The organism is Aeromonas sp. S18(2024), assembly GCF_041402525.1.
In the GTDB taxonomy this organism is placed as follows: domain Bacteria; phylum Pseudomonadota; class Gammaproteobacteria; order Enterobacterales; family Aeromonadaceae; genus Aeromonas; species Aeromonas enteropelogenes.
Genome location: NZ_JBGLQV010000002.1, coordinates 272,190 through 296,301, shown reverse-complemented (window position 1 = coordinate 296,301; position 24,112 = coordinate 272,190). Strand labels below are relative to the sequence as shown.

Sequence of the window (24,112 nt, the reverse complement as noted above, 5' to 3'; positions counted from 1 at the left end):
GTGCAAAACTATCCTGTTGGGGTGTTATGGGATTTGTCAGCGATTGTCTGGAAATTGCACCGTCTTGCGAAGAGCGGATGCTGGGGCGTGAAGGTCTGCCCCTGCTCGGCGAGGCAGGCATCTTCCTGACCGGCCTGTCGGCGATCCGCGAACACTACCTTATTCGTCGCAACCGGCCCGAGTTTCACATCCTGATGGTGAGCCACGACGAGGGGGGCGCACTGCTCACCGACGGGGGAGAGCAACCCATTCCTGCCGGGTCGCTTATCTTTTTGCCCGCAGCCGTGCCGGGTGGCCTCAAGCTGGTGGGCGAGCAGTGGCACACCAGCTGGATCCTGCTTGACGATGTGCCGCGCTGGCAGCATCTGCACCGGCTCGGCCATCGCATCTGGCAGGGGGATGGCGGAGAGCAGCTCCATCATCTACTCAGCCTGATCCAGGGAGAGGGGGCCCGCTCGCCCTTGCAACCCCAACTGCTGAGCCTGTTGCTGGCGCTCTTGGAGCGTACCCTGCAGGGTGAGGTGCGTGGCACTCCCGAGATCCGGTTGCAGGCGCTGTTTCGCCGGGTGGAGGCGCATCTCGACGAGCCCTGGAGCGTGGTTCTACTCGCCGATCAGATGGCCTGCTCAGTACCCCATCTGCATCGCCTCTGTCGCCAGGTGTTCGGCATGGGGCCCATGGCCTGGCTCACCCAGCTACGGATGAACAAGGCGCGCCAGCTGCTGCTCTATACCAACTGGCCGCTGGCCGAGCTGGCCGGCCGGGTCGGTTACAGCGATGGCGCCAACTTTGCCAACCGCTTTCGCCGGCTGACCGGCCAGACACCGGGCGCCTTTCGTCGCCTGGGTCGCAAACCTTTTGCAACGGATGTGCAAACTCTTTGAAATTAACGGCGCAAGCCCATAGGATCGGCTGGCCCCAACGTTTAGGTACCAGACCCATGTTTGAAGATAATAATCAGAAACGTCCTCTCTACATTCCCTACGCCGGTCCGGCCCTGCTGGAGACCCCGCTGCTCAACAAGGGCAGTGCCTTCACCAGCGAAGAGCGCAGCAACTTCAACCTCGAAGGACTGCTGCCCCACAACATCGAGACTATCGAGGAGCAGGCGGAGCGGGCCTACCGTCAGTTCATGGCGTTTGGCAACGACATGGACAAGCATATCTACCTGCGCAACATCCAGGATACCAACGAGACCCTGTTCTACCGTCTGCTGCACAACCACCTGACCGAGATGCTGCCGGTTATCTATACCCCGACCGTGGGTAAGGCGTGCGAGGAGTTCTCCAACATCTATCGCCGCGCGCGCGGTCTGTTCATCTCCTATCCGGACAAGGACAGGATCGATGACATGCTGCAAAACGCCACCAAGCAGAACGTCAAGGTGATCGTGGTCACCGATGGCGAGCGGATCCTGGGTCTGGGGGATCAGGGGATCGGCGGCATGGGCATTCCCATCGGCAAGCTCTCCCTCTACACCGCCTGTGGCGGTATCTCACCGGCCTACTGCCTGCCGGTGGTGCTGGACGTGGGCACCAACAACCAGCAGCTGCTGAATGACCCCTTCTACATGGGCTGGCGCAATCCGCGTATCTCGGGTGAAGAGTACGCCGAGTTCGTCGATGCCTTCATCCAGGCGGTCAAGCGCCGCTGGCCGGAGATCCTGCTGCAGTTCGAGGACTTTGCCCAGAACAACGCCATGCCGCTGCTCAACCGCTACAAGAACGAACTGTGCTGTTTCAACGATGACATCCAGGGCACCGCCGCCGTGACCCTGGGCAGCCTCATCGCCGCCTGCAAGGCCTCCGGTGCCAAGCTCTCCGAGAAGCGGGTCGCCTTCCTCGGTGCCGGCAGCGCCGGTTGCGGCATCGCCGAGCAGATCGTGGCCCAGATGAAGGCCGAGGGGCTGACCGATGCGCAGGCGCGTGGCCGGGTCTTCATGGTGGATCGCTTCGGTCTTATCACCGACAAGATCCCCAACCAGCTCGACTTCCAGCGTCGTCTATCCCAACCGGTGGAGCGCATTGCCGACTGGCCGGTGGGGGACAACATCTCCTTGCTGGAGGTGATGGAGCACGGTCGTCCGGACATCCTCATCGGGGTCTCCGGCCAGCCGGGGCTGTTCACCGAAGAGGTGGTGAAGACCATGCACAAGCACTGTGCCCGTCCCATCATCTTCCCGCTCTCCAACCCCACCTCCCGGGTCGAGGCGACCCCGGCGGATCTGATCCGCTGGACCGATGGTCAGGCCCTGGTAGCGACCGGCAGCCCGTTTGCACCCGTGGAGTACAAGGGCAAGCGCTACGTCATCGCCCAGTGCAACAACTCCTTCATCTTCCCGGGGATTGGCCTTGGCGTCATCGCCTCCGGTGCGACCCGGGTGACCGATGCCATGCTGATGTCGGCCAGCCGCGCGTTGGCCGAGTGCTCGCCGCTGGTGAAAGGGGAAGAGGGGTCACTGCTGCCGGATCTGGCGGACATTCACGAGGTCTCCCGTTACATCGCCAAGATGGTAGCCAAGACAGCCATGCTGCAGGGCAAGGCGGTGCAGACCCCGGACGAGGTGATCGATCAGGCCATCGAGGCCAACTTCTGGCACCCCGAGTACCGCCGCTATCGCCGGACCTCCTTCTGATACGGTCGCGCAAGTAAAACAAAAGGGATGCAGCAGCATCCCTTTTTTGTGCACCTCTGTCATCGTGATGGCCTCATGAAGCGGGACTACTCACCGGCCTGCTGGGTACCGGTCACCCGGATCTCGACCCGGCGATCCGGGGCCAGGCAATCGATCAGCGCGGCTCTGGCCTTGATGCCATCACACTGGCTGCCAGTGACCGGGTTGCTCTCGCCGTTGCCCTGAATACTGACCTGATCTGCGGGCAACCCCTTGTTAATCAAAAAGTTCGCAACCGTCGTTGCGCGCGCCTCCGACAGGGTCTGGTTGCTGGCATCCGAGCCGATACGGTCGGTATAACCCATCACCATGGCACTGCCATCCTTGGGTTTAACGTCGACGATCTGCTGGTAGAGTGAATCGAGCGCCTGCATGCCTTCCGGTTTGAGGTCCGCCTTGCCAAAGGCAAACAGCACGTCCGAACTCAGGTTGAAGGTCTGATCCACCGGTTCGGGGGCGGGCGGTGGTACGGGCACCACCATGGGAGCGGGTTCAGGTTCGACCGTTTTGCTGCGGTTGGGATGGATTACCAGCTCCAGGGTGGCTGCGCTGATGTCACTGACCCAGCGCTGGGTGCCGCTGCCGACCTTGTCGTTGTCCGAATCATCCCCGACTCGCACCATGTAGCGGTAGCGCGCCTGAATATCGATCCAGTCGTGCACTCTGGCGGTCAGCCCGAGCCCGGCCAGCGGGGCCAGGCTGTCATCCCCCCCGTTGATGGAATTGACGTGGTAGATATAGCCACCCCCTTCCGCAAACACCGAGAAGATATCGTTGAGAGGCAAGCGGCCGATGACGGAGAGGGTCGCCCCCTTGCTGTTGAAGTCCGTGCCATTGATATCCCAGTCACCGGTGGAGAGGTAACCGAGTTCGGCGCCCAGGTTCTCGTTGAAGTTGTAGCCCCCGAACAGGGAGAGTGCGGTCGCGTTCTTGTCGGCATCCTGGCTGAAGTCATCCAGATCGTGGGCGATGGCGACGCCGCCACCGATCCCGCCGTACCAGTCGTTGGCATGGGCCGCCGAGGGCAGTGTCACGGCCAGCGCCACCGCGAGCCAGACGGGTTTGGGTGTCTTGTTCATCTTGTATCCTCATTTGTTGTTATCTGGGGCAGCATTCCAGTTTTGAGGTAGTTGCCGCTCTTAGTTATAGGTGATACCGACTGTTTAACCAGTCAGGCACTGCGAGGGGGAACACTCATGGGGCAATGGGTGGCCGGGAGTGGCCGAATGGCGCGCAAAAAAAGAGGGAGCCCTTGCGGGCCCCCTCGGCTTGTATGCATCGGGTTGCGAGATTATTCGGTCACTTGCTGTACGCCGGTGACGCGTACTTCTACGCGACGATCCGGGGACAGGCAGGAGATCAGCTCGGCCTTGCCCTTGACGCCGTCACACTGGTTGCCGGTGACCGGGTTGGCTTCGCCACGACCTTCGATGGAGACCTTGCCAGCCGGCAGGCCCTTGCCGACCAGGAAGTCGGCCACGGTACGGGCACGGGCTTCGGACAGTTTCAGGTTGTAGGCATCAGAGCCGATGCGGTCGGTGTAACCGACGACCACGGCGCTGCCATCTTTCGGCTGCACGTCGACGATGTCCTGATACAGGGTGTTCAGCGCTGCAGCACCTTCTGGCTTGAGGGTAGATTTGCCAAAGGCAAACAGCACGTCAGAGCTCAGGGCGAAGTTCTTGTCGACAACGACCGGCGCGACAGGCTCGGGCTCGGGAGCGGGAACCGGTGCAACATAGGAGGTACGGTTCGGGTGCAGTACCAGTTCCAGGGTCGCCACGCTCATGTCGGTTTCCCAGGTCTTCGGCTCGTCGCCCAAGTTCCACAGATAGCGGTAACGGGCCTGTACGTCGATCAGGTCGGAGAGCTTGGCGGTCAAACCGATGCCGGCCAGCGGTGCGGTGCCGTTGTCGCTGTCGCCATTGCCGTTGACGTGGTTGAAATAGGCACCACCTTCCGCAAACAGGGAGAAGACGTCACCCATGGGCAGACGAGCAATACCGGACAGGGTGGCACCCTGGGTCTTGAAGTCGGCGCCATCAATGCCGCCTTTGCCGGCATAGAGATAGCCAAGCTCGGCACCAAAGTTCTCGGTGAAGTTGTAGCCGCCGAACAGACTCAGGGCAGTGGCGTCCTTGTCTACATCCAGACCCTGAACATTATCCAGATCGTGGGCATAGGCCCAGCCTGCACCGATACCGGTATACCAGTCACCAGACGCCTGGGCAGTGGTACCGGTGGCCGCGATTGCCAGCGCAATCAGAGTGGGAGCCATTTTGATTTTCATCGTTTTATCCTCGTTGCGTGAGCCCCTTGAGGGCATTCTGTGCACTTGTTTTTATGGTGGCGAAAAAATTGCCAACAAGATGGATAGCAGATGGCTTCGGGACACTCATGATGCGTCTACATCATGGACAACAGGCCGGACAGAAGCGCTTTTTAGTGCTTATCCAATGCCTTAGAGGCTTAGCTACTTTATGCTTTTGAGGTAGTACAGGCAAGCTAAGAGTCAAATGTGACAGGGGGATGTCAGGAAGGAAGAGGGGATAAACAAATGGGGATGCTATTGCATCCCCATTTCGCACTTTATCTTGCGCAGTTCAGATTATTGCTGAACTTCTTGTACGCCAGATACGCGAACTTCTACACGACGGTCCGGGGCCAGGCAGGAGATCAGCTGAGCCTTGGCTTTCACGCCGTCACACTTGGTGCCGGTAACCGGGTCAGCTTCGCCACGACCTTCGATGGCAACCTTGCTGGCAGCCATACCCTTGCTTACCAGGAAGTTGGCAACGGTGCGGGCACGGGCTTCGGACAGTTTCTGGTTGTAAGCGTCGGAACCGATACGGTCGGTGTAACCAACGACAACAGCGCTGCCATCTTTCGGCTGGAATTCAACGATTTGCTGGTACAGAGCGTCCAGAGCCTGAGCACCTTCCGGCTTCAGGGTGTCTTTGCCGAAGGCAAACAGCACGTCGGAGTTCAGGGCGAAGCTCTTCTCGACAACTTGCGGAGCCGGAGCTTCTTCAACAACCGGAGCCGGAGCCGGTGCTACGTAGGAAGTACGGAACGGATGGTATACGGCTTCCAGGGTAGCCACGCTCTGGTTGGACTTGTAGTGGGTGCCTTCTACGTTCAGGTCAGCCACGTCCCACATGTAGCGGTAGCGAGCTTGCAGATCCAGGGCGTCGTTGACTTTGTAAGTCACACCTGCACCGGCCAGCGGGGATACTTTGGTATCGCTGATGCCCAGACCATCGGTGTGAGCCCAGTAGGCGCCGCCTTCAGCGAACAGGGAGAAGTCGTTGCCCAGCGGCAGACGAGCGATACCGGACAGGGTGGCACCCTGGTTCTCGTAGCGCAGACCTTCGGTGTTGCCACGGCCAGCGTACTGGTAGCCCAGCTCGGTACCGAAGTATTCGTTGAAGTTGTAACCCACGAATGCGTTGGCAGCAGCCGCATCTTCTTCACCGTTGTTCACGCCTTCGATCTTGTTCAGACCGTTGAAGTGAGCAGCACCGACACCGGCACCGAAGTAGATGTCGTCAGCAGCGTGAGCAGCAGTAGCACCCATGGCAGCCATGGCGATGGCGATCAGGGAAGGAGCCATTTTCATCATAAAAAAATCCTCGTTGAGAGCGCACGTTATTCACATGCTTCGCACTTTGTCATTTATGTAAGCTGCAGGCTCCGCCGAACGGCTGGCGTCGAGTCTGGCAGATGACCCGGCAGATTCCGGGTCGCACACTCTCCTGGTGTGTCGAGCAACTTGGTCGGGCACGCAAAGGTGAAAACCGCGACCAGGCAGCAGGTGTCATTCCGATGACGAGGCGCACTCTATGCCGTTTTTAAAACATGATCAAGCTCACAAATGCACCGGATACAAAATTATCAGGAAGGGATAACTGGCTGTTTATGCTGATTAATTAGTGATCTAGGTAGGCACGGTGCAGCTTTTTTTCCAGTCTCATATAGGCCTGAACCCAGTCGGAATGCGGGTTGGCCTGATTTTCCCTGGCGGCGAAAACGGCGAGATAATCGACCTCTGTTGCGCTTTGTAACAGCGGAATGAAGCTCGTCAGAAAATGACGCGCCAGATAAGGGTCCAGTGGCCAGATGTTGAGAATGGCACGAGCCACCGGTTGGACCGCCGCCGGACAGATGAAATGAAGGTGACCTGCCTCCAGCCAGGTGGCCATGTCCGGCATGCCGGAGACGGGGACCAGGCCGCCATCGCCAGGGGTCACGGCCAGCCCGAGAACCTGACCGTTGCGGGTGAGCAGACGACCATGACTGTCCTGGCCACCATCGTGGCTACGCAGGGAAAGGGTCGGTTCATCCTGTTCCAGATAGAGGCTGCATTTGTCTGACAGCTGGGCCAGTACCTCGTTGGCATGATGCTGCAATGCCGAAGGGAGCCAGAAGGCTTCGGCGCGATACTGTTCACCCTGGGTTAGTTGTTGTTGCAGTTGGGATACGTTCGGGACGGTGTGCAGGCGGGAAATAATGCCGGGAAACGCCATACTAATTCCTCTTTATGGGTAGCTGGCGAATTATACGAGCAATTCTGTTGCCAACAATAAGGGTTTCTTTTCGAGACTGTTTACCTGAGGCGGCTGAGCGATTACCATCCCCGTTGATAGCAAGGGTTGTCGCCGAAAGGCGCTCATAAAGATAGAGACTCGACCATAACGAGTCCGTACAAAACTGATACACTTGACTACGAGTCGTCGCGAAAAATAAAAGGCGGAGTACATCCGCCAAACGGAGTATGGAACAATATGAATTCAAATATCGTCACTGTTGGCAAGAAGATCCGTCAGATCCGTGAAGCAGTCGGTTTGAGCCGTCCTAAATTTGCTGATTTGCTGGGTGTTCCCCCCACAACCCTGAAGAACTACGAGCTGGGTTATCGTGAAGTTGGTGGCGCCTTCCTGGTTGCCCTGGCTCACCACCCCGAGCTGCACAAGTTCACCCTCTGGCTACTGGCTGACAAAAAAGTCGCCGAAATCGGCCAGATCGGACCGGACGACCTCGCCAAGGCGTGAGTGTCACTGTGACAGAAAATGCCGCCATCGGGCGGCATTTTTTTGTCTGGAAAACAGGACTGATAACCGGATGTAGCGCAAATCGTGCTCCAGATAGCGCTTTCCCCTGAAAAATATTGGCAAGCAATTACAAACCTCAGAAACTTCCTACCCTTTAATCCGCTACCCCGCATGATGCGACAGAGAGTGAGACAATAATGAGTCAAACCACCCCCAAGGCCAGAGACGGCTTTACCAGCAAATTCGGCGTGCTGGCCGCGACCTTAGGCTCCGCCGTTGGTCTCGGCAATATCTGGAAATTCCCCTACCTGACCGGTGAAAATGGTGGCGCCGGTTTTCTGCTGGTGTATGTGATCGCCACTCTGCTGGTGGGGCTGCCGGTGATGATCTCCGAGATCATGCTGGGTCGCAAAGGCAAGTCAGATGCGGTCAGCACCCTGACCAAACTGGCTCCCAAAGGGCAACCCTGGTGGCTGATCGCGGCCATGGGCGTGCTGGCCGCCTTCCTTATCATGTCGTTCTACTCCGAAGTGGCGGCTTGGGTCTTTGCCTACATCTTCAAGGCGATCGACGGCTCCATCCTCTCGACCAACCCGGAAGTCACCGGCGCTGCGTTCACGGCGCTCATCACCAATCCGCTGCAGAGTTTGCTGTGGCAGTGGCTGGTGCTGATCCTGATGGGGGGCATACTGCTGATGGGGGTCTCCAAGGGGATTGAGGCGGTGACCAAGAAGCTGATGCCGGTGCTCTTCATCCTGCTGCTGGTGATCGGCATTCGCAGCCTGACTCTGCCGGGGGCGAGCGAAGGGCTCTCCTTCCTGTTCTCCCCGGACTTTTCCAAGATCACCGGTGCCGTGGTGCTGACCGCCATGGGGCTGGCCTTCTTCAAGCTCTCCATCGGCATGGGCACCATGATGACCTATGGCAGCTACTTTCGGGCGGATCAGAACATCCCTGCGACCGCGTTTCGGGTGATGTGCGCCGATCTGTTCGTCTCCATGTTGGCCGGCATCGCCATCTTCCCGGCAGTCTTTGCCTTTGGTTTTGAACCGACCGCCGGTCCCTCCCTGCTGTTCATCACCATACCGGCAGTCTTTGCCAGCATCCCGTTTGGGCATCTTTTCATGGTGCTCTTCTTCGTGCTCTCCGCCATCGCGGCCACCGGCGCCATGCTCTCCATCCTGGAGGTGCCGGTTTCGGTGCTTTCCGAGCGCTTTGGCATGAGCCGCCGCCGGGCCACCCTGATCAACCTGCTGGTGCTGGGGGTGGTGGGGTCCACCTGTGCGCTCTCCAACAGCACCATGGCGGACGTGCAGATCGCCGGCAAAACCTTCTTCGATCTGTTCGACTACCTCTCCTCCAACGTCCTGATGCCGCTGGGGGGCATCTTCCTCTGCCTGTTCGTTGGCTGGGTGTGGGGCGAGGAGCGGATGAGAGAGGCCCTGACCAATGGCGGCGAGCTGGCACTGCCCATCCTCAAGCCGCTCTTCTTTATCATCCGTTATGTATCGCCGTTGCTGATCCTGATCGTGATGCTCAAGGGGCTGGGACTCTTCTAGGTTTCGCTGAGCCGAATAGCAAAAGAGCGCCGCAAGGCGCTCTTTCTGTTTTGCTTGTGTGTTGGATAATGATTAGAGCACCCCGAGTCGTCCCAGTTCATCCTTGAGCTGATCCAGGCTGCGCTCGACGCAGGCCTCCCCTTCGTTGATGGCATCGACGGCGCGATGAAAATCCATGATGGAGAAGCTGCCAAGGCGCGGGCAGAGCTGGATCTCCGGCGGATCCCCCGCCATCCGGGCCCGGGTGATGCGCTCCTGCATGATGTTGATGGAGCCCGTCATCACGCTCCACATGCCCGGGGTGGCGGGTGTGCTCTCGCCCCGGTTGAGCCACTGGCTGAGCAGGCCGCCGTTGCTGACCTGATCCGGCTGGTCGGTCCAGGGTTGGTGCATGTCGGTGTTGAGGTTGACCGCGATCACCACCTCGGCCCCCATGGCGCGCGCCAGGGAGATGGGCACGGGGTTGACCACGGCGCCATCCACCAGCCAGTGATCGTTGACCCGGGTCGGGGTCAGGATCCCCGGCATGCCGCAGGAGGCGCGTACCGCCTGGCGCAGCGACCCCTGCTGCAGCCAGACCTCGCGGCCGGTATCGAGTTCGGTGGCGACGCAGGCGAAGGGGAGGGGAAGGTCTTCCAGATCCGGGTTACCCAGGTAGTTGGCGGCGATGCCAAACACCTTCTCGCCGCGAAACAAGCCGCCGGAGAGGGCGGGATCGAGCAGGCTCACTACCTGCAGCCGGGTAAAGTCGCGCACCCAGGCCTCCAGCCGATCCAGCTCGCCGGCGGCGTAGGCTCCCCCCACAAAGCTGCCGATGGAGCAACCTGCGATGAGATCCGGCTTGATGCCGAGGCGTTCAAGGGCACGGATGACGCCGATATGGGCCCATCCTCTGGCGGCTCCGCTCCCCAGCGCGAGCCCTATGCGGGGTTTTCGTGGCACGACTTTCCTCCTGAAAGGGGTTGGAACACCAGCTTACCCCGTGTGTTCGCAGGCGTCACTCTGCCATCTTTCACTGCGGTTGCGACCGTTGGCCTTGGCCTGATAGAGCGCCACATCGGCGCGGCGCACGGCCTCGTGGTGGGGGATATCCTCGCAACAGGCGTGGTGGCCCAGACTGATGGTGACGGCAAGACCTGGAGCGATGGCGCCCCAGTCATGCCCGGCGACGACGGCGCGCAGGCGCTCGGCCACCTCGGCGAGCAGGGCACCGTCGCTTTGGGCGATCAGTACCAGAAACTCCTCGCCGCCCCAACGGATCAGGCAATCCTCGCGCCTGAGCTGCCCCTGGCACAGTCGCACCAGGTGGATCAGCACGGCGTCGCCGACACCATGGCCGAAGGTGTCATTGACCCGTTTGAAGTGATCCGCATCGAACATCAGAAAACCGGTCTGCTGCGCCGGCGTCAGGGTGTTTTGCTGCTCCAGCTGCGCCAGGTAATGACGGTTGAAGGCCCCGGTCAGATTGTCGTGGCAGGAGAGGTAGTTGAGTCGCTGGTTGAGCCGCCTGGCCCTGAGATTGGAGAGCGCCGCCAGCAGCATGAAGAGGATGGCCAGCAGGGTGGGGCCCGACTGGCAGATCATGGCCTGCAGCAGGGGCCAGAGGGAAATGGTGTGGATCAGCCGCAAGGGGGTGTCCGGAATGGCCAGGATCAGGCGCAAGGTGCCCTGCTGCCAAAGATAGGTCGAGGAGGGTGTCAGATCGGCGGGCGCGACCGCGTTTGCCGCGCTGCTGGCCAGCACCTGGCGATACTGGTTGATCAGCATGTAGTCCCCGAGTTCCGGGATCAGCTCGTCAAGCTGCTGATGCAAGCGCGAGAGCTGGATATCCATGCTGAGCATCCCCACCAGATGACCATCCTGATAGAGAGGGCGTGACAATGTGATGAGCTGGCCTGTCCCTGCGAGGTCGTTGAACGGGCGCGAGATAATGGTGCCCCGCTCCGGGTTGTGGGCTGCCAGGGCATCCTGCCAATAGGTGCTCTGGTAGAGCGAGGGAGAGAAGCGAAACCGGCTGGAGGGGACCCAGGGATAGAGATAGATAAAGTGGTCCACTCCGGTGAAGTAGACCCAGGCTATCTCATTGTCAAACTCCCGGCTCGCGGTGGAAAGCAGGGGGGAGAGACTCAGGGCCAGATGCAGTCTGGCTTCCCGTTTGCTCCCCGGTGGTGGCAAGGGACCTGCGCCGGTCAGGTTGCCTACCAGCTTCCGGGGCAACTCGAGTGGTCGATGGTCAAGCGCCAACCCCTGGTCCGGTAGTGCTTCGATATGGTGATAGAGCTGGCGGGTCAGAGCCGACTGGGGTGTGCTGCGCAGCCGCTCCTCGGCCTGGCCGTGCATCGCCTCCAGAAACACCTGGCTCTGCCTGAATTGATCCCGCAGATGGATGGCGCTGTTGAGGGTGTCGCTCTGGTAGACATCCTCTATCTGCTTGAGCGACTGGCGTAGAGCCAGGATGATGAGCAATGCGGCCAGCGCCAGCAACGGCCAGGTGAAAGGGGAGAAGAAGCGGCGATCAAACAACGTCGATAGGAACAAGGTGTCCACACCTGTTGGTAATGGAGAGCCTCCATTTTATGCCAATCTGTTGAGGAATTAATCATTTAATCACCAACACGATGATCTTCCTCCCTTTTTGTTACGTTTTGTCACATTTGCTCATAGTCACGGCATAGTCAGGGGCTAAAATGGCCCCTATCCGGAATATCTTTCCTTCTACTCTCCATGGATCGTTCGATGAAAATGCGTATCTGGCTCAGCCTGGGACTTCTTTGTGTCGTGGTGGCCGCCGTCTGGGCGTATCGCCACAGTGAGCCTGCCGCCAAGGCACCCGCCAGACAAATCAATATCCGTACCCAGACCGTGACCCAGAGTCTGGCGGAGCCGACCCTCAAGCTGGTGGGCAAGCTCACCGCCAACCGTTCCGTCATCATCAGCCCGGAGGTCACGGGTCGCATCGTCAACATAGCGGTGCAATCGGGCCAGACGGTGGCCAGGGGCGAGACCCTGATCGCGCTGGACTCGGGCAAGCAGCAGGCGGAACTGGCCGAGCAGAGCGCAAGCCTGCGCGACGAGACCCGCAAACTGAATGAAATGCGCAAGCTGGTGGCCCGCGGAGCCGTGACCCAGTCCGAGCTGGAGGGGCAGCAGGCCGCCGTCGATCAGGCGAAGGCGCGGCTCGATGCCGCCCGTTACGAGCTCTCCCTTCGTACCCTGCTGGCCCCGTTTGCGGGCCGGGTGAGCCTTATCGATCTCAGCGAAGGGGCCCTGGTCAACAGCGGCGACAACCTGCTTCATCTGGATGAAGTGGACAAGCTGCGCCTCGATCTGGCGGTGCCGGAGCGTTATCTCTCCCTGCTGCACCCCGGCATGGCGGTGACCGCCACCAGCAGCGCCTGGCCGGATCAGCACTTTGCCGGCACCCTCACCACCCTGGACAGCCGCGTCTCCAACGGCAGCCAGAACATCAAGGCGCGGGTGATGATCCCCAACGCCAATGGCCAGCTGCGCCCCGGTATGCTGCTCAATGTGGTGCTGGCCCTGCCGGCCCGCCAGCTGACCCTGATCCCCGCCCAGTCGGTGGAGTACGTGGGTGAGCAACGCTTCGTCTATCGTCTCGAGGCCGATGGCCGGGTCAAGCGGATACCCGTGGTGCTGGGTGAAACCGAAGGGGAGACCGTCTGGGTCACCGAGGGGCTCAAGGTCGGCGATCGCATCGTGGTCGAGGGGCTGGTCAACCTGCGCGATGGGGTGCTGGTGCACGATCTGGCGGAGGTCAATGGCTGATGTGGCTCTCGGATATTTCGGTCCGCCGCCCGCTGGTGGCGGTCGTGCTCAGCGCCTTGCTCACCGTGTTTGGCCTGGTGGCGTTTTCCAAACTGACGGTGCGGGAGATGCCGGACGTGCAGACCCCGTCCGTCTCCATCACCACCACCTATGAGGGGGCGGCCCCCTCGGTGATGGAGAGCCAGGTCACCAAGCCCATCGAGGATCAGCTCTCCGGCATCAGCGGCATCAAGAACATCAACTCGGTGACTCGCAAGGGGCGCTCCATGATCACCGTCGAGTTCAAGCTCGGCTGGAACATGGTGGAGGGGATCTCGGACGTGCGCGATGCCCTCTCCCGCGCCCGGCCGCGACTGCCCGATGAGGTAGACGAGCCCCTGGTAACCAAGGACAGCGGCAACGGCGACGTGGCGGTCTGGCTCAACTTCAGCAGCAGCCAGATGGACCGCACCGCCATGACCGACTACGCCAACCGGATCCTGGTCGATCCCCTGAGCCTGGTGGACGGGGTGAGCGAGGTGATGCTCTCCGGCGATCTCACCCAAGTGATGTATGTGCGGCTGCGCCCCGCCGACATGGCGGCCCGCGGCATCACGGTGGCAGACGTGGAGGATGCCCTCAAGCGGGAGAATATCGAGCTGCCCGGCGGGGAAATTCGCAACAACAGCATGACCATGTCGGTGCAGATAGCCCGTCTCTACCACAGCGCCGAAGATTTCCAGAATCTGCAGATCACCACCGCCAGCAACGGCCAGAGCATCTATCTGGCGGACATCGCCGATGTCGAGGTGGGGGCCAAGAACGAAGACAGCGCCTACCAGCGCAATGGCCGCGAGAGTCTGGGGATCGGCATAGTCGCGCAATCCACCGCCAACCCGCTGGCGGTGGCGCAAGGCATAGAGAAAAAGCTGGGCGAAATGCAGCGCTTTTTGCCTGAGGGAGCCGTGCTTGAGGTGGACTATGACTCCACCATCTTCATCAAGCAGGCTATTGACGAGGTGTACGAGACCCTGGCCATCTGCGCCGTGCTGGTGGTGGCCGTGCTCTATCTCTTCCTCGGCCAGGGGCGCACCACCCTCATTCCGGCGGTGACGGTACCCGTGTCGCTCATCTCGGCCTTTATTGGCGCCTGGTATTTCGGGTTTTCCATCAACCTTATCACTCTGCTGGCGCTCATTCTCGCCATCGGTCTGGTGGTGGATGACGCCATCGTGGTGGTGGAGAACATCCACCACCATCTGCAGCGGGGTGAATCTCCCTTGCTGGCCGCCTGGCACGGTACTCGCGAGGTGGGCTTTGCGGTCATCGCCACCACCGCCGTGCTGGTGATGGTGTTTGTGCCCATTGCCTTTATGGATGGCATGGTGGGCAGGCTCTTTACCGAGTTTGCCATCCTCTTGTCGCTCGCCGTGCTCTGCTCCTCCCTGGTGGCGCTCACCCTGACCCCGGCCATGGGCTCCTGGCTGATGCGTCCGCTGGACAGGCCCAACGCCCTGACCGCGGCTCTCGATCGCGGCCTCGGCTGGGTGGAGGGGCACTATCGCACTCTACTCGGCGCCGTGCTGCGCCACTCCCGCTGGACGCCTCTGGTGCTGCTGCTCTGCCTTGGTGGCATCGGCGCCCTGTTCCAGCAGTTGCCCACCAGCCTGACCCCGACCGAAGACAGGGGCGTGGTCTATGTGTTCGTCAAGGGGGCAGAGGGGACCAGTATCGAGCGGATGAAGCGCAACATGCAGCAGGTGGAGGCGGCCATCATGCCCATGTTGGGCAAGGGGCTGGTGCAGGCCATGAGCTTTAGCACCCCGGCCTTTGGTCGCGGCGGCGATCAGACCGGCATGGTGATCATCCAGCTCACCGACTGGGCCGAGCGCGACGTCACCGCCACCGAGTTCTCCCGCTCCCTGGGGGGCAAGCTGGCGGGCATTCCCGACGTGATGATCCGCACCTTCCAGCCGGGTTTTCGCGGCGGCTCCACCGCGCCGGTGCAGTTCGTGCTGCAGGGCAACGACTACGACGAGCTCTACCAGCAGGGGCTGGCGCTGCAACAGGCCGCCCAGGGCAGTGGCCTGATGCTGACGCCGGATCTCGACTACGCCGAGAAGACCCCGGAGCTGTGTGTGACCATAGATCGCGACAGTGCCAGCCAGCTTGGCATTCCAGTCTCCACCGTGGCGAGCACCTTGCAGGCCTTGCTGGGCGGGGTGAGCAAGACCACCTATGTGGACCGGGGCGAGGAGTATGACGTCTACCTGCGCGGCAACCAGCAGGAGTTCAACGGCGTCTCGGATCTTGGTCGCATCTATCTCAAGGCCGCGAACGGCGAGATGGTGAGTCTCTCGACCCTGGCTACCGTCAAGCAGGTGGCTACCGCCAACCGCCTCAACCACTACCAGCGGCAAAAGGCGATCACCCTGACTGCGGACGTGCACCCGGATCACACCCTGGGGGAGGCCCTCGACTTTCTCGATGGCTGGGCCAACACCCACCTGCCCACCGGCATGACAGTGGATTACGCCGGCGACTCCAAGGATTATCGCGACAATCAGGGGGAGATGGCGCTGGTGTTCGGCCTCGCCCTGCTGGTGGTCTATCTGGTGCTGGTGGCCCAGTTCGAGAGCACCCTGACCCCGGCGGTGGTGATGATGACGGTGCCGTTTGGCACCTTCGGCGGCCTGCTGGGGCTCTGGCTGACGGGGCAGGAGATGAGCATCTACAGCCAGATCGGCATGATCATGCTGATCGGCATGGTGACCAAGAACGGCATCCTCATCGTCGAGTTCATCAACCAGCTGCGCCAGCGCGGCGAGTCGTTCGAGCAGGCGATCATCGCAGGCTCGGTGCGCCGCCTGCGCCCCATTCTGATGACCTCGCTCACCGCCATTATCGGCGCCGTGCCCCTGATGCTCTCCATGGGGGCGGGTTACGAGAGCCGGATGGCGGTGGGGACCGTGGTCTTCTTCGGCCTCTCCCTGGCGACCCTGGTCACCCTGCTGGTGGTGCCCGCCATCTACCACCTGATCGCCCGCCACGCCGGCATGACGGGGGCGCGGGATCGCCAGGTGGACGAGGCGCTGACTGCCAAGGGGGCAGGGGATCAGCAAACTCCGGCGGCATAAGTTGCCAGCCTCCATCATCAAAAGGGCGCCTGCGGGCGCCCTTTTTCATCGTGGAGCCCCTTATCCCGCGCGACTTATGGGGGCAAAAAGCCATCGCTCCCCTTGGCAGCAATCGGTATAATGCGCGACCCGAATTGTTCCAGGTGGTTAAAATGCAGCCGGTACCCAACCTTTTCTCCTATCCCCGCTACTGGGCCGAGTGCTACGGCACGGCGCCCTTCCTGCCCATGTCCCGCAAAGAGATGGACAAGCTGGGCTGGGACAGCTGCGACGTCATCCTGGTAACCGGCGATGCCTACGTGGATCACCCGAGCTTCGGCATGGCGGTGATTGGCCGCATGCTCGAATCCCAGGGCTTTCGGGTCGGCATCATCGCCCAACCGGACTGGTCATCCAAAGATGACTTTATGCGCCTGGGCAAGCCGAACCTCTTCTTCGGGGTGACGGCGGGCAACATGGACTCCATGATCAACCGCTACACCTCCGATAAAAAGCTGCGCCACGACGACGCCTACACCCCGGGGGATGTGGGCGGCAAGCGCCCCGATCGCGCCACCCTGGTCTATACCCAGCGCTGCAAGGAGGCCTTCAAGGAGGTCCCGGTGGTCATCGGCGGCATCGAGGCGTCGCTGCGCCGCATCGCTCACTATGACTACTGGTCCGAGACCATCCGCCGCTCCATCCTGCTCGATGCCAAGGCCGACATCCTGATTTACGGCAACGCCGAGCGCCCCCTGGTGGAGGTGGCCCACCGCATCGCAGGCGGCGAGACCATCGAGACCATGCAGGACATTCGCGGCACCGCCGTCATTCGCCGCGAACCGCTGCCGGGCTGGCGCGGGGTGGATTCGAGCAAGCTCGACCAGATTGGCCGCATCGACCCCATCCCCAACCCCTATATGGAAGGGGCGCCGTGTTCTGAAACAAAGAGCGGGGATGATGAGGGTACAGCGCCAAGTGAGCAGGAGGCCAAGCCCATCCTGGTGCAGCCGCCAAGGCAAAAGCCGTGGGAGAAGACCTACGTCAAGCTGCCGGCGTTCGAGCGGGTGAAGGAAGACAAGGTGCTCTACGCCCACGCCTCGCGCATCCTGCACCACGAGACCAACCCCGGCTGCGCCCGCGCGCTCTCCCAGGCCCACGGCGATCGCATCGTCTGGGTCAACCCGCCCGCCTTCCCGCTCGAAACCGACGAGATGGACGGGGTGTTCGGCCTGCCTTACCAGCGGGTGCCGCATCCGGCCTATGGCAACGCGAAGATCCCGGCCTTCGACATGATCAAGACCTCGGTCAACATCATGCGCGGCTGCTTCGGCGGCTGCTCCTTCTGCTCCATCACCGAGCACGAGGGGCGCATCATCCAGAGCCGCTCGGAAGAGTCGATCTTGAAAGAAATCGAAGAGATCCGCGACAAGGTGCCGGGCTTTACCGGTGTCATCTCGGATCTCGGCGGTCCCACCGCCAACATGTACAAGCTGCGTTGCAAGAGCCCCAAGGCCGAGCAGACCTGCCGTCGCGCCTCCTGTGTCTGGCCCACCATCTGCCCGCACATGGACACCGACCACAGCCCGACCATCAACCTCTATCGCAAGGCGCGCGACCTCAAGGGGATCAAGAAGATCCTCATCGCCTCCGGCGTGCGTTACGACATCGCGGTCGAAGACCCCCGCTATATCAAGGAGCTGGCCAAGTACCACGTCGGCGGCTACCTCAAGATCGCGCCGGAACACACCGAGGAGGGGCCGCTCTCCAAGATGATGAAGCCGGGCATGGGCAGCTACTACCAGTTCAAGGAGCTGTTCGACAAATACTCCAAAGAGGCGGGCAAGCAGCAGTACCTGATCCCCTACTTTATCTCTGCCCACCCGGGCACCACGGATGAAGACATGATCAATCTGGCGCTCTGGGTCAAAGAGAACCGCTTCAAGCTCGATCAGGTGCAAAACTTCTACCCGTCGCCGCTGGCCAACGCCACCACCATGTATTACACGGAGAAAAACCCGTTAAACAAGGTGAGCCGCGAGGGGGGCGATGTGTTTGTCGCCAAGGGCGAGCGCCGTCGCCGCCTGCACAAGGCGCTGCTGCGCTACCACGACCCGGCCGGCTGGCCGATGATCCGCGAAGCCCTGCTCGCTATGGGCAAGGGCCACCTGATTGGCAACGGCCCCGGCTGTCTGGTGCCGCCGGAAGGTCGCAACGAACGTGCCGCCTCAGGTAAAGGGATGAAACCGGCCCTGACTCGCCACAGCAACATCAGCCATCAGCGCGGCAATGGCGCGGGCAACAAGGGGGCAGGCCAGAGCAACGCCTCGGCTGCCAACAAGAGCGGCAAGGGCAATGGCAAACCGGTGGGCGCCGAGCTGAAGTTGGGGAAGGGGAACAGCAAGCCCGTCGCCCAAGGTGCAGGACAAGGTAAACCGGCCGGCAAACCTGCCCACAAGGGCAAAGCCCCGACCTGCGCAGGCTCCGCCAAGCCGGGCACTAAACTAGCCGCTCAGGGCGTCAAACCTGCGGCCAAAGGCAATAGTGCCAAGCGACCGGTGCGGTGAGGTTTCCTGATTGGCAAACGATAGAAATAAAAAAGGCGACCAGAAGGTCGCCTTTTTAAGAAAGTAATAATGGATAAACATACATTTAATATACTAGTGATATTGTCACTATATTAATAAGAGTAATAAAAATAGAGATAAGGAGGGATTTTATATTCCTTCCCATCATAGACTAGTGTGTCGACTCGCCGGTCTGTTTCAAACTCCTCATTAATGCACTCCACGCTTCCTCCATTAAATTTCTCGGTCGACTTGGTGTTACTGGATATACTAGTCAGAAGAATATCCTTGTAACCGGATGATGAGTCATTTTTTCGGACATGAAGCAATGATTTTCTGACGGCATATTCAGCGCTGCACATCTGATTACTTTTGCCAAGCCGATGGTGGGAGTCAACAATCAACCCTTTCATAACCAAGGCAAGAGACCCATTATCTTTCGGCTGGAACAGGTTCAAGGTAGTAGCAAGACGGCGCTTTGTATCCCAGTTAATTCTTAAGCCAAACGCAAGATGTGAAGGGTTCAACTGATATGGTGCGGTATCAATAAACATATCACCATCGGAATAATCCTCATGTTCGAGGAGGTCGTGACGCACCGTTCTATATTTGATGCTCATATCATTACTATCAATGACTGCAACATCCAGACTGGAGTACATCATTTGACCATGGGCTCGCAATGGAATCGCGATGATCACCATATTGTCATGCGCAGGCCATGTTTTACACGTATAATTCTGTGTTAATCCCTGATACTTCTTGTTATTATAAACGATCTCGACATGATCATTGTAGTTTGCTGCAGCCAGAAGTGACTTCATGTACTGTAAACATGGGTCGGCAGATGCATTGGCACTAACCAAAATAAAAAATGAAAATAACAACCTAGATATCATATCTCTTACCATTTGACCTATCGAAAAATATAACGCTCATACAACATATACCACTATTTTTACTTTCATTATCCTAGCTAGATCAGCTTCATGGCAGTACACAACATTTATATCTTAAACGCTATGAAATAATGAAACCAGGGTAAATGGACATCCAACTTTTTGCTGCTGCGCTACCACGATCCGGCTGGCTGGCCGATGATCCACGAAGCCCTGCTGGAGATGGGCAAGGGCCACCTGATCGGCGACGGCCCCGGCTGTCTGGTGCCGCCGGAAGGCCGCAATGAGCACTCCGCCTCAGGTAAAGGGATGAAACTGGCCCTGACTCGCCATAGCAACATTGTTTACCAGCGCGGTAATGGGGCTGGCAATAAAGGTGTTGGCAGTCAGAGCCATGGTGCGGCTGCCAACAAGAGCGGAAAAGGTAATGGCAAGCCTGCGGTAAAAGGGAACTGTGCCAAGCGACCGGCTTGGTGACTCCCCTCGTTTTGAGAAGATCTAGAAACAACAAAGGCGACCATCTGGTCGCTCTTGTTTTACTTACTTACTTCTTTGATTGCTTGAGTTACAGGTGTAGAGAGAATTTCAACAACAGATTTCTGATTTGAAATGTCATTATCGGAAGATGCATATCCAGTTGATTGAGGTGAAAATATACAGGAGGCAGCTTGAAGAAGAACTGCATCACGAATTCCATCATTACCAGATGCTTCAACTAGGGCGGAATGAGTCATCAGAGCATTTTGTCTATGTTTATTGATAATGGCGTTATGTTTATGATTTAAAAAATTTTTCGCCGATAAAAAAAGCATATAAGCCATGACAGAGAAAATTAAGAATTTACTTATGGATAGTTGAATTGCATCATAAGTACTCTCTGGTTTTAAAAAAGGTATCTTATGTATAAAAAGAGAGAAAAAAGCAAATAGACCCAAAGCAATTGATAGTTTAACTGAATATCCTTGCCATTTTTTTGCCTCATCTAAGTGTAGGTTGTATTCTGCATTAAAGTGAGACGCTTGTTTTGTTACGCCTTCTTCTGCTGCAACTCGTCTAATTTCATTTAATACATCACTGGCATCTTTCTCATGTCTAGATAATTTATTAGCAATTTTCTCTGACTTGTCTTCAATAGCTTGAAGGGTAGCGCGCGCATCAGAATCCAAACGTTGAAAATCAGCCGATCGATGTAAAGAATATGATATGTATGGATGCAGAGCTTGAAAGGCTGGTTGATATGCATTCTTTAAAGAGGATATTAAAGAAGTTCTGGCGCTAGTTGGGCTTTGTTGTTCCAAATCAAAATCTAATATCTGTGAAAATATTTTGAAATGGCTATTGGAATTATCTCTAATTTTAGTTAACCCGTCATCAGGAAAATCTTGTAGTGCTGTGGTTGAAAGCCTATTGTAAAGGTCTATTAATAATTTGGCATATGAGATAGCTTCAGAAAAATTGAGTTTTTGTCCTAGTTCTGATTCTCTTGCTAAAGAATTAGGATCAAAGTTTTGAATGCGAGTTAATGACTGCATAGTCTCATTATAAATGGATTCAGTTCCTACAAACATATGTTATCCCCAGTATTTTATTAGGACATTTTTAGGCGTTACGTAAAATAAGCCAAGTTATGGTAATTTAAGTTTTAGTCGCATGAAGTTAATTTTTTGTGGATGTTAAAATATATTTCCTTCTAAATGAAATGTATTTTGTAAAACTAGTTCTTATGATTGCCTTGCCATTTGGTGAAAAGCCAACATGACCAATTATAATCACATCGGAACCATCCAATTCTGAAACTGTATTTAATTTAAAGTTTTTTATAAGCTGCCCTGTTAATTCTGGTGTAAACATTATGCTCGGTTCTTTTCGGTAGTCACCATAGTTGAGCCATAAAACGCCTCTTTGGTCAATGTTGAGGTTGTTTATCGTACCCCAAAAAATACATAGTCTACCTATATGATTTTTAGTTACCTCTTCAATTTTGACTAAATTATCTTGTAGCGTACCATTTAAAATCACTCGTCCAGAATCAGCGACAATACTGATGTCTTGTCCTTTCTCTGCGTAATTTTTATTGCGACATAAATTTGTCAATATTTGTTTGAGAGACTTATTTATAGGAAAGCCAGATATATTTCCTAATGCTTTTTTTGGCCTATGTGTTTGCCATTCTGATTCAATGTCATCATGTTTTTCGTTAGCTTGAGATATATAAATAGATGAGCTGATGTTTTTATCTAAATCAACTCTAATATTTGAGTTGTTTTTACTTTCATCAGATTCAATTTCGTCATCATCATCTGAGCCTATCTCAATAGTGGAGGCTTTGCACTCTTCTTTGTGGTGAGCCGCAAAGCAAGCTACACGTTCAAATTTTTCTGTTGTGTAGCTTTTTATATACCAAGCTTTTCTATTGCACTCTAAGCAATAGATCAGCCCCCTATATTTATCTGATTCTTTCTCATAATCTAATGTTGTGCAAACAGTGTTATCCTCTATATATAAGCATTTTAACATATGGAATATCCTTAAACTTTAAAATTTTATTTATGAGGAGATTATGAGAGAGATTAAAAATCTTATATGTTGGGCTAAAAATCGTAGGTCTGGGCAGAACGAAGTGAAGCTCAACGTTTACAGCGAAAATAGATCTTTAATTTTGATGCGTTGATCAATTCCATCCACGATTGTCCCGTTTTGGTGGGGCGATAATTCTCGTCTGTTGGGCTTTGCTACGCTCTGCACCAACCTACAAAACCACGCTACCGCCCATGGATTGCAGCCTCCAAAATGCTCACTTAACCAGCAGGGTAGTTACCCATTACTGATTAATAGGCACCGTATGGGGATGTTAACCATACGAGGCTGCTGATGCGAGCACAAATTTGACATAACTATCAGAAAGACCTCGTTTTTTGAGCTCTGTCATCAAAGCACTTGGAAGCAATCGATAAAGGCAGCCAGGCGGAGGCGGTTTTGCTATCTTGGCGGCCGATTAACAGGGGGGGAGGCCTGATGGCGTCCCCGAGCGCATCGCAGCCATTTTTCCGGCATAGCGCCGGCAAAAACCGGCGCGTCACTGACATAGAACCGATACGGCACCGACAAGGGAGTAGTGAGATGGCAGTAAAAAGCAAATCCAGAAGCGAGAAGATCGGTAGCGGGCTTGGGCTGGTATTCGGGATTATCGGTTTCAATATGCTGGTGCCCGTGCTGTTCGGGCCGCAGGCCGGGTTTGAGCTGGTTCCGATGATCCTGGCCATGGTCAGTGCCGTGGTTGGCTCCGAACTGGGGGCCATGATCGGCAAGCGGATCGATGCCCGTAAGCAGGCGAAGCCATAAGCCATCACCACAGAACAAATAATCAGGGCGACAGAGGTCGCCCTGATTATTTATGGTTATCGCGCTACCTGCGCCTTGGGCACTGGCGCTGGCTTATACCCTCAGTGGCAAGGGCGTGCTACCTTGCCCACCACAGTGTTGATGACAAGGAGTTGCAATGCGCATTGCCCTGATTGGTCTTGGCGATATCGCCCAGAAAGCCTATCTGCCGCTCTTGGCGAGCGACGAGCGGATCACCCCGCTGCTCTGCACCCGCAATCCGGTGGTATTGGAGAAGCTGGCCCGCCAGTACCGGGTCGCCGAGTGCTTTACCGAGGTGGCGGCCATGCTGGCCAGCCGCCCCGATGGGGTGATGATCCATGCCGCCACTGCCGTGCATAGCGAGATTGCCCAGCAGTGCCTGCGCGCCGGCATCCCCACCTTTGTCGACAAACCCTTGTGCGACAATCTGGCTGACGCCGAGGGGCTAGCCAATCTGGCCATCGCGCAAAACTGTGCGTTGTTTACCGGCTTTAATCGCCGCTATCTGCCGGCTATGGCGCCTACCCGCGCCCAGCCGCTCAGCGAGCTCAACTGGCAAAAACACAGATTCGCCCTGCCCGGGCGGGCACGGGATTTTCTGTTCGACGACTTTATCCATGTGCTCGATAGCCTCTGCTTCTATGGCGGCGTGCCGGACGGGGAGCTACATGCCGTGCTAAGGCGCAGCCCAACCGATGCCAGCCTGCTGACCGGGGTGAGCGTGGCCTGGCAAAGCGGCGATCGCGCCATCAGCGGCAGCATGAACCGCAGCGCCGGTATCACCGAGGAGCGTATCGACGCTTACGGCGACAACTTGTCGCTTCATCTGGAAAACTGCACCCGCGGCATCGTCGCCCGCGACAAGACGGCGCAGGCGCTGGTGCCAAATGACTGGCAGCCGGTGCTGGCCCAGCGGGGCTTTGCCGCCATGCTGGAACACTGGTATCAGCAAATTGAGAAGGGCCGTGCCGATGACGAGCTGATCGCCTCCTACCTGCACGGCCACCGGCTGGCGGAGCAGCTGGTCGCGCTGGCGGGGGAGTAACCATCCCTCAATCCGGTGCAAATGACGGTGTCGTTCATACTTGGGCTGCCTGCGGGCAGCTTTTTTATTGGGC

Annotated in this window: 18 protein-coding genes and 1 pseudogene; 10 read left to right on the top strand and 9 right to left on the bottom strand. The window is 57.6% G+C overall.

Annotated elements, in window-relative coordinates:
• The first annotated feature begins 26 nt into the window (after positions 1 to 26).
• Positions 27 to 884 (top strand): helix-turn-helix transcriptional regulator, encoded by an 858-nt coding sequence (locus tag ACB034_RS04530; RefSeq protein ID WP_371172204.1) that lies wholly within the window; start codon positions 27 to 29, stop codon positions 882 to 884.
• Between the two features lie 56 nt (positions 885 to 940).
• Positions 941 to 2,635, top strand: a complete 1,695-nt coding sequence (locus ACB034_RS04525) for an NAD-dependent malic enzyme (protein ID WP_042027788.1) — start codon at positions 941 to 943, stop codon at positions 2,633 to 2,635.
• A gap of 86 nt (positions 2,636 to 2,721) precedes the next feature.
• Here the strand turns inward: ACB034_RS04525 and ACB034_RS04520 are convergent, their stop codons facing one another.
• The 4 genes from ACB034_RS04520 to ACB034_RS04505 form a co-directional block, all read right to left on the bottom strand.
• The gene (locus ACB034_RS04520; protein WP_371172203.1) at positions 2,722 to 3,753 is read right to left on the bottom strand and encodes an OmpA family protein; all 1,032 of its coding nucleotides are present in this window, start codon (positions 3,751 to 3,753) and stop codon (positions 2,722 to 2,724) included.
• A gap of 212 nt (positions 3,754 to 3,965) precedes the next feature.
• Positions 3,966 to 4,964 (bottom strand): porin OmpA, encoded by a 999-nt coding sequence (locus ACB034_RS04515; RefSeq protein WP_026456662.1) that lies wholly within the window; start codon positions 4,962 to 4,964, stop codon positions 3,966 to 3,968.
• A 318-nt stretch (positions 4,965 to 5,282) separates the two neighbouring features.
• Positions 5,283 to 6,296 carry a porin OmpA gene (gene ompA / locus ACB034_RS04510; protein WP_042027784.1) on the bottom strand — a complete coding sequence of 338 codons (1,014 nt, stop codon included), beginning with the start codon at positions 6,294 to 6,296 and terminating at the stop codon, positions 5,283 to 5,285.
• A gap of 307 nt (positions 6,297 to 6,603) precedes the next feature.
• Entirely contained in the window at positions 6,604 to 7,200 is a 597-nt protein-coding gene (locus ACB034_RS04505) for a hypothetical protein (RefSeq protein ID WP_371172202.1), read from the bottom strand.
• 258 nt (positions 7,201 to 7,458) lie between these two features.
• Between ACB034_RS04505 and ACB034_RS04500 the strand changes: the two genes are divergently transcribed.
• Together ACB034_RS04500 and ACB034_RS04495 are read left to right on the top strand one after the other, a co-directional pair.
• Positions 7,459 to 7,725 (top strand): DNA-binding transcriptional regulator, encoded by a 267-nt coding sequence (locus ACB034_RS04500; RefSeq protein WP_026456659.1) that lies wholly within the window; start codon positions 7,459 to 7,461, stop codon positions 7,723 to 7,725.
• Positions 7,726 to 7,922: 197 nt separating this feature from the next.
• The gene (locus ACB034_RS04495) at positions 7,923 to 9,284 is read left to right on the top strand and encodes a sodium-dependent transporter (RefSeq protein ID WP_216993984.1); all 1,362 of its coding nucleotides are present in this window, start codon (positions 7,923 to 7,925) and stop codon (positions 9,282 to 9,284) included.
• A 72-nt stretch (positions 9,285 to 9,356) separates the two neighbouring features.
• Here ACB034_RS04495 and rssA read toward each other — a convergent pair whose 3' ends face one another.
• Both rssA and ACB034_RS04485 read right to left on the bottom strand, forming a co-directional pair.
• Positions 9,357 to 10,226 carry a patatin-like phospholipase RssA gene (rssA, locus tag ACB034_RS04490; protein ID WP_042027780.1) on the bottom strand — a complete coding sequence of 290 codons (870 nt, stop codon included), beginning with the start codon at positions 10,224 to 10,226 and terminating at the stop codon, positions 9,357 to 9,359.
• Between the two features lie 33 nt (positions 10,227 to 10,259).
• Positions 10,260 to 11,822, bottom strand: a complete 1,563-nt coding sequence (locus tag ACB034_RS04485) for a diguanylate cyclase (protein ID WP_371172201.1) — start codon at positions 11,820 to 11,822, stop codon at positions 10,260 to 10,262.
• Positions 11,823 to 12,020: 198 nt separating this feature from the next.
• Between ACB034_RS04485 and ACB034_RS04480 the strand changes: the two genes are divergently transcribed.
• The 3 genes from ACB034_RS04480 (at position 12,021) to ACB034_RS04470 (ending at position 18,732) form a co-directional block, all read left to right on the top strand.
• On the top strand, positions 12,021 to 13,070 hold the full coding sequence (locus tag ACB034_RS04480; RefSeq protein ID WP_371172200.1) for an efflux RND transporter periplasmic adaptor subunit: 1,050 nt from the start codon (positions 12,021 to 12,023) through the stop codon (positions 13,068 to 13,070).
• Positions 13,070 to 16,186 (top strand): efflux RND transporter permease subunit, encoded by a 3,117-nt coding sequence (locus tag ACB034_RS04475; RefSeq protein WP_371172199.1) that lies wholly within the window; start codon positions 13,070 to 13,072, stop codon positions 16,184 to 16,186. Before ACB034_RS04480 ends, ACB034_RS04475 begins: the two co-directional genes overlap by 1 nt.
• Positions 16,187 to 16,338: 152 nt before the next feature.
• Positions 16,339 to 18,732: a YgiQ family radical SAM protein gene (locus ACB034_RS04470; RefSeq protein ID WP_371172198.1), complete on the top strand. Its 2,394-nt coding sequence runs from the start codon at positions 16,339 to 16,341 to the stop codon at positions 18,730 to 18,732.
• A 113-nt stretch (positions 18,733 to 18,845) separates the two neighbouring features.
• On the opposite strand, the gene ACB034_RS04465 is transcribed toward ACB034_RS04470, so the two are convergent.
• Entirely contained in the window at positions 18,846 to 19,556 is a 711-nt protein-coding gene (locus ACB034_RS04465) for a hypothetical protein (RefSeq protein WP_371172197.1), read from the bottom strand.
• A 240-nt stretch (positions 19,557 to 19,796) separates the two neighbouring features.
• On the opposite strand from ACB034_RS04465, the pseudogene ACB034_RS04460 reads away from it, so the two are divergent.
• A pseudogene (locus tag ACB034_RS04460) lies at positions 19,797 to 20,108 on the top strand (DUF3362 domain-containing protein); the annotation flags it as partial.
• Between the two features lie 59 nt (positions 20,109 to 20,167).
• Here ACB034_RS04460 and ACB034_RS04455 read toward each other — a convergent pair.
• Both ACB034_RS04455 and ACB034_RS04450 read right to left on the bottom strand, forming a co-directional pair.
• Positions 20,168 to 21,199 carry a hypothetical protein gene (locus tag ACB034_RS04455; RefSeq protein ID WP_371172196.1) on the bottom strand — a complete coding sequence of 344 codons (1,032 nt, stop codon included), beginning with the start codon at positions 21,197 to 21,199 and terminating at the stop codon, positions 20,168 to 20,170.
• Positions 21,200 to 21,287: 88 nt separating this feature from the next.
• A complete protein-coding gene (locus ACB034_RS04450; protein ID WP_082037550.1) occupies positions 21,288 to 22,148 on the bottom strand; it encodes a hypothetical protein in 861 nt (286 codons plus the stop codon).
• 603 nt (positions 22,149 to 22,751) lie between these two features.
• On the opposite strand from ACB034_RS04450, the gene ACB034_RS04445 reads away from it, so the two are divergent.
• Both ACB034_RS04445 and ACB034_RS04440 read left to right on the top strand, forming a co-directional pair.
• The gene (locus tag ACB034_RS04445; protein ID WP_026458329.1) at positions 22,752 to 22,973 is read left to right on the top strand and encodes a hypothetical protein; all 222 of its coding nucleotides are present in this window, start codon (positions 22,752 to 22,754) and stop codon (positions 22,971 to 22,973) included.
• 157 nt (positions 22,974 to 23,130) lie between these two features.
• Positions 23,131 to 24,039, top strand: a complete 909-nt coding sequence (locus tag ACB034_RS04440) for a Gfo/Idh/MocA family protein (RefSeq protein ID WP_371172195.1) — start codon at positions 23,131 to 23,133, stop codon at positions 24,037 to 24,039.
• Positions 24,040 to 24,112 lie beyond the last annotated feature (73 nt).

Bases quoted from the DNA above. Each gene is read 5' to 3' on its own strand.
- ACB034_RS04530 (WP_371172204.1), top strand. From the start codon at position 27: ATGGGATTTGTCAGCGATTGTCTGGAAATTGCACCGTCTTGCGAAGAG.
- ACB034_RS04525 (WP_042027788.1), top strand. From the start codon at position 941: ATGTTTGAAGATAATAATCAGAAACGTCCTCTCTACATTCCCTACGCC.
- ACB034_RS04520 (WP_371172203.1), bottom strand. From the start codon at position 3,753: ATGAACAAGACACCCAAACCCGTCTGGCTCGCGGTGGCGCTGGCCGTG.
- ACB034_RS04515 (WP_026456662.1), bottom strand. From the start codon at position 4,964: ATGAAAATCAAAATGGCTCCCACTCTGATTGCGCTGGCAATCGCGGCC.
- ompA (WP_042027784.1), bottom strand. From the start codon at position 6,296: ATGATGAAAATGGCTCCTTCCCTGATCGCCATCGCCATGGCTGCCATG.
- ACB034_RS04505 (WP_371172202.1), bottom strand. From the start codon at position 7,200: ATGGCGTTTCCCGGCATTATTTCCCGCCTGCACACCGTCCCGAACGTA.
- ACB034_RS04500 (WP_026456659.1), top strand. From the start codon at position 7,459: ATGAATTCAAATATCGTCACTGTTGGCAAGAAGATCCGTCAGATCCGT.
- ACB034_RS04495 (WP_216993984.1), top strand. From the start codon at position 7,923: ATGAGTCAAACCACCCCCAAGGCCAGAGACGGCTTTACCAGCAAATTC.
- ACB034_RS04480 (WP_371172200.1), top strand. From the start codon at position 12,021: ATGAAAATGCGTATCTGGCTCAGCCTGGGACTTCTTTGTGTCGTGGTG.
- ACB034_RS04475 (WP_371172199.1), top strand. From the start codon at position 13,070: ATGTGGCTCTCGGATATTTCGGTCCGCCGCCCGCTGGTGGCGGTCGTG.
- ACB034_RS04470 (WP_371172198.1), top strand. From the start codon at position 16,339: ATGCAGCCGGTACCCAACCTTTTCTCCTATCCCCGCTACTGGGCCGAG.
- ACB034_RS04465 (WP_371172197.1), bottom strand. From the start codon at position 19,556: ATGAAGTCACTTCTGGCTGCAGCAAACTACAATGATCATGTCGAGATC.
- ACB034_RS04455 (WP_371172196.1), bottom strand. From the start codon at position 21,199: ATGTTTGTAGGAACTGAATCCATTTATAATGAGACTATGCAGTCATTA.
- ACB034_RS04450 (WP_082037550.1), bottom strand. From the start codon at position 22,148: ATGTTAAAATGCTTATATATAGAGGATAACACTGTTTGCACAACATTA.
- ACB034_RS04445 (WP_026458329.1), top strand. From the start codon at position 22,752: ATGGCAGTAAAAAGCAAATCCAGAAGCGAGAAGATCGGTAGCGGGCTT.
- ACB034_RS04440 (WP_371172195.1), top strand. From the start codon at position 23,131: ATGCGCATTGCCCTGATTGGTCTTGGCGATATCGCCCAGAAAGCCTAT.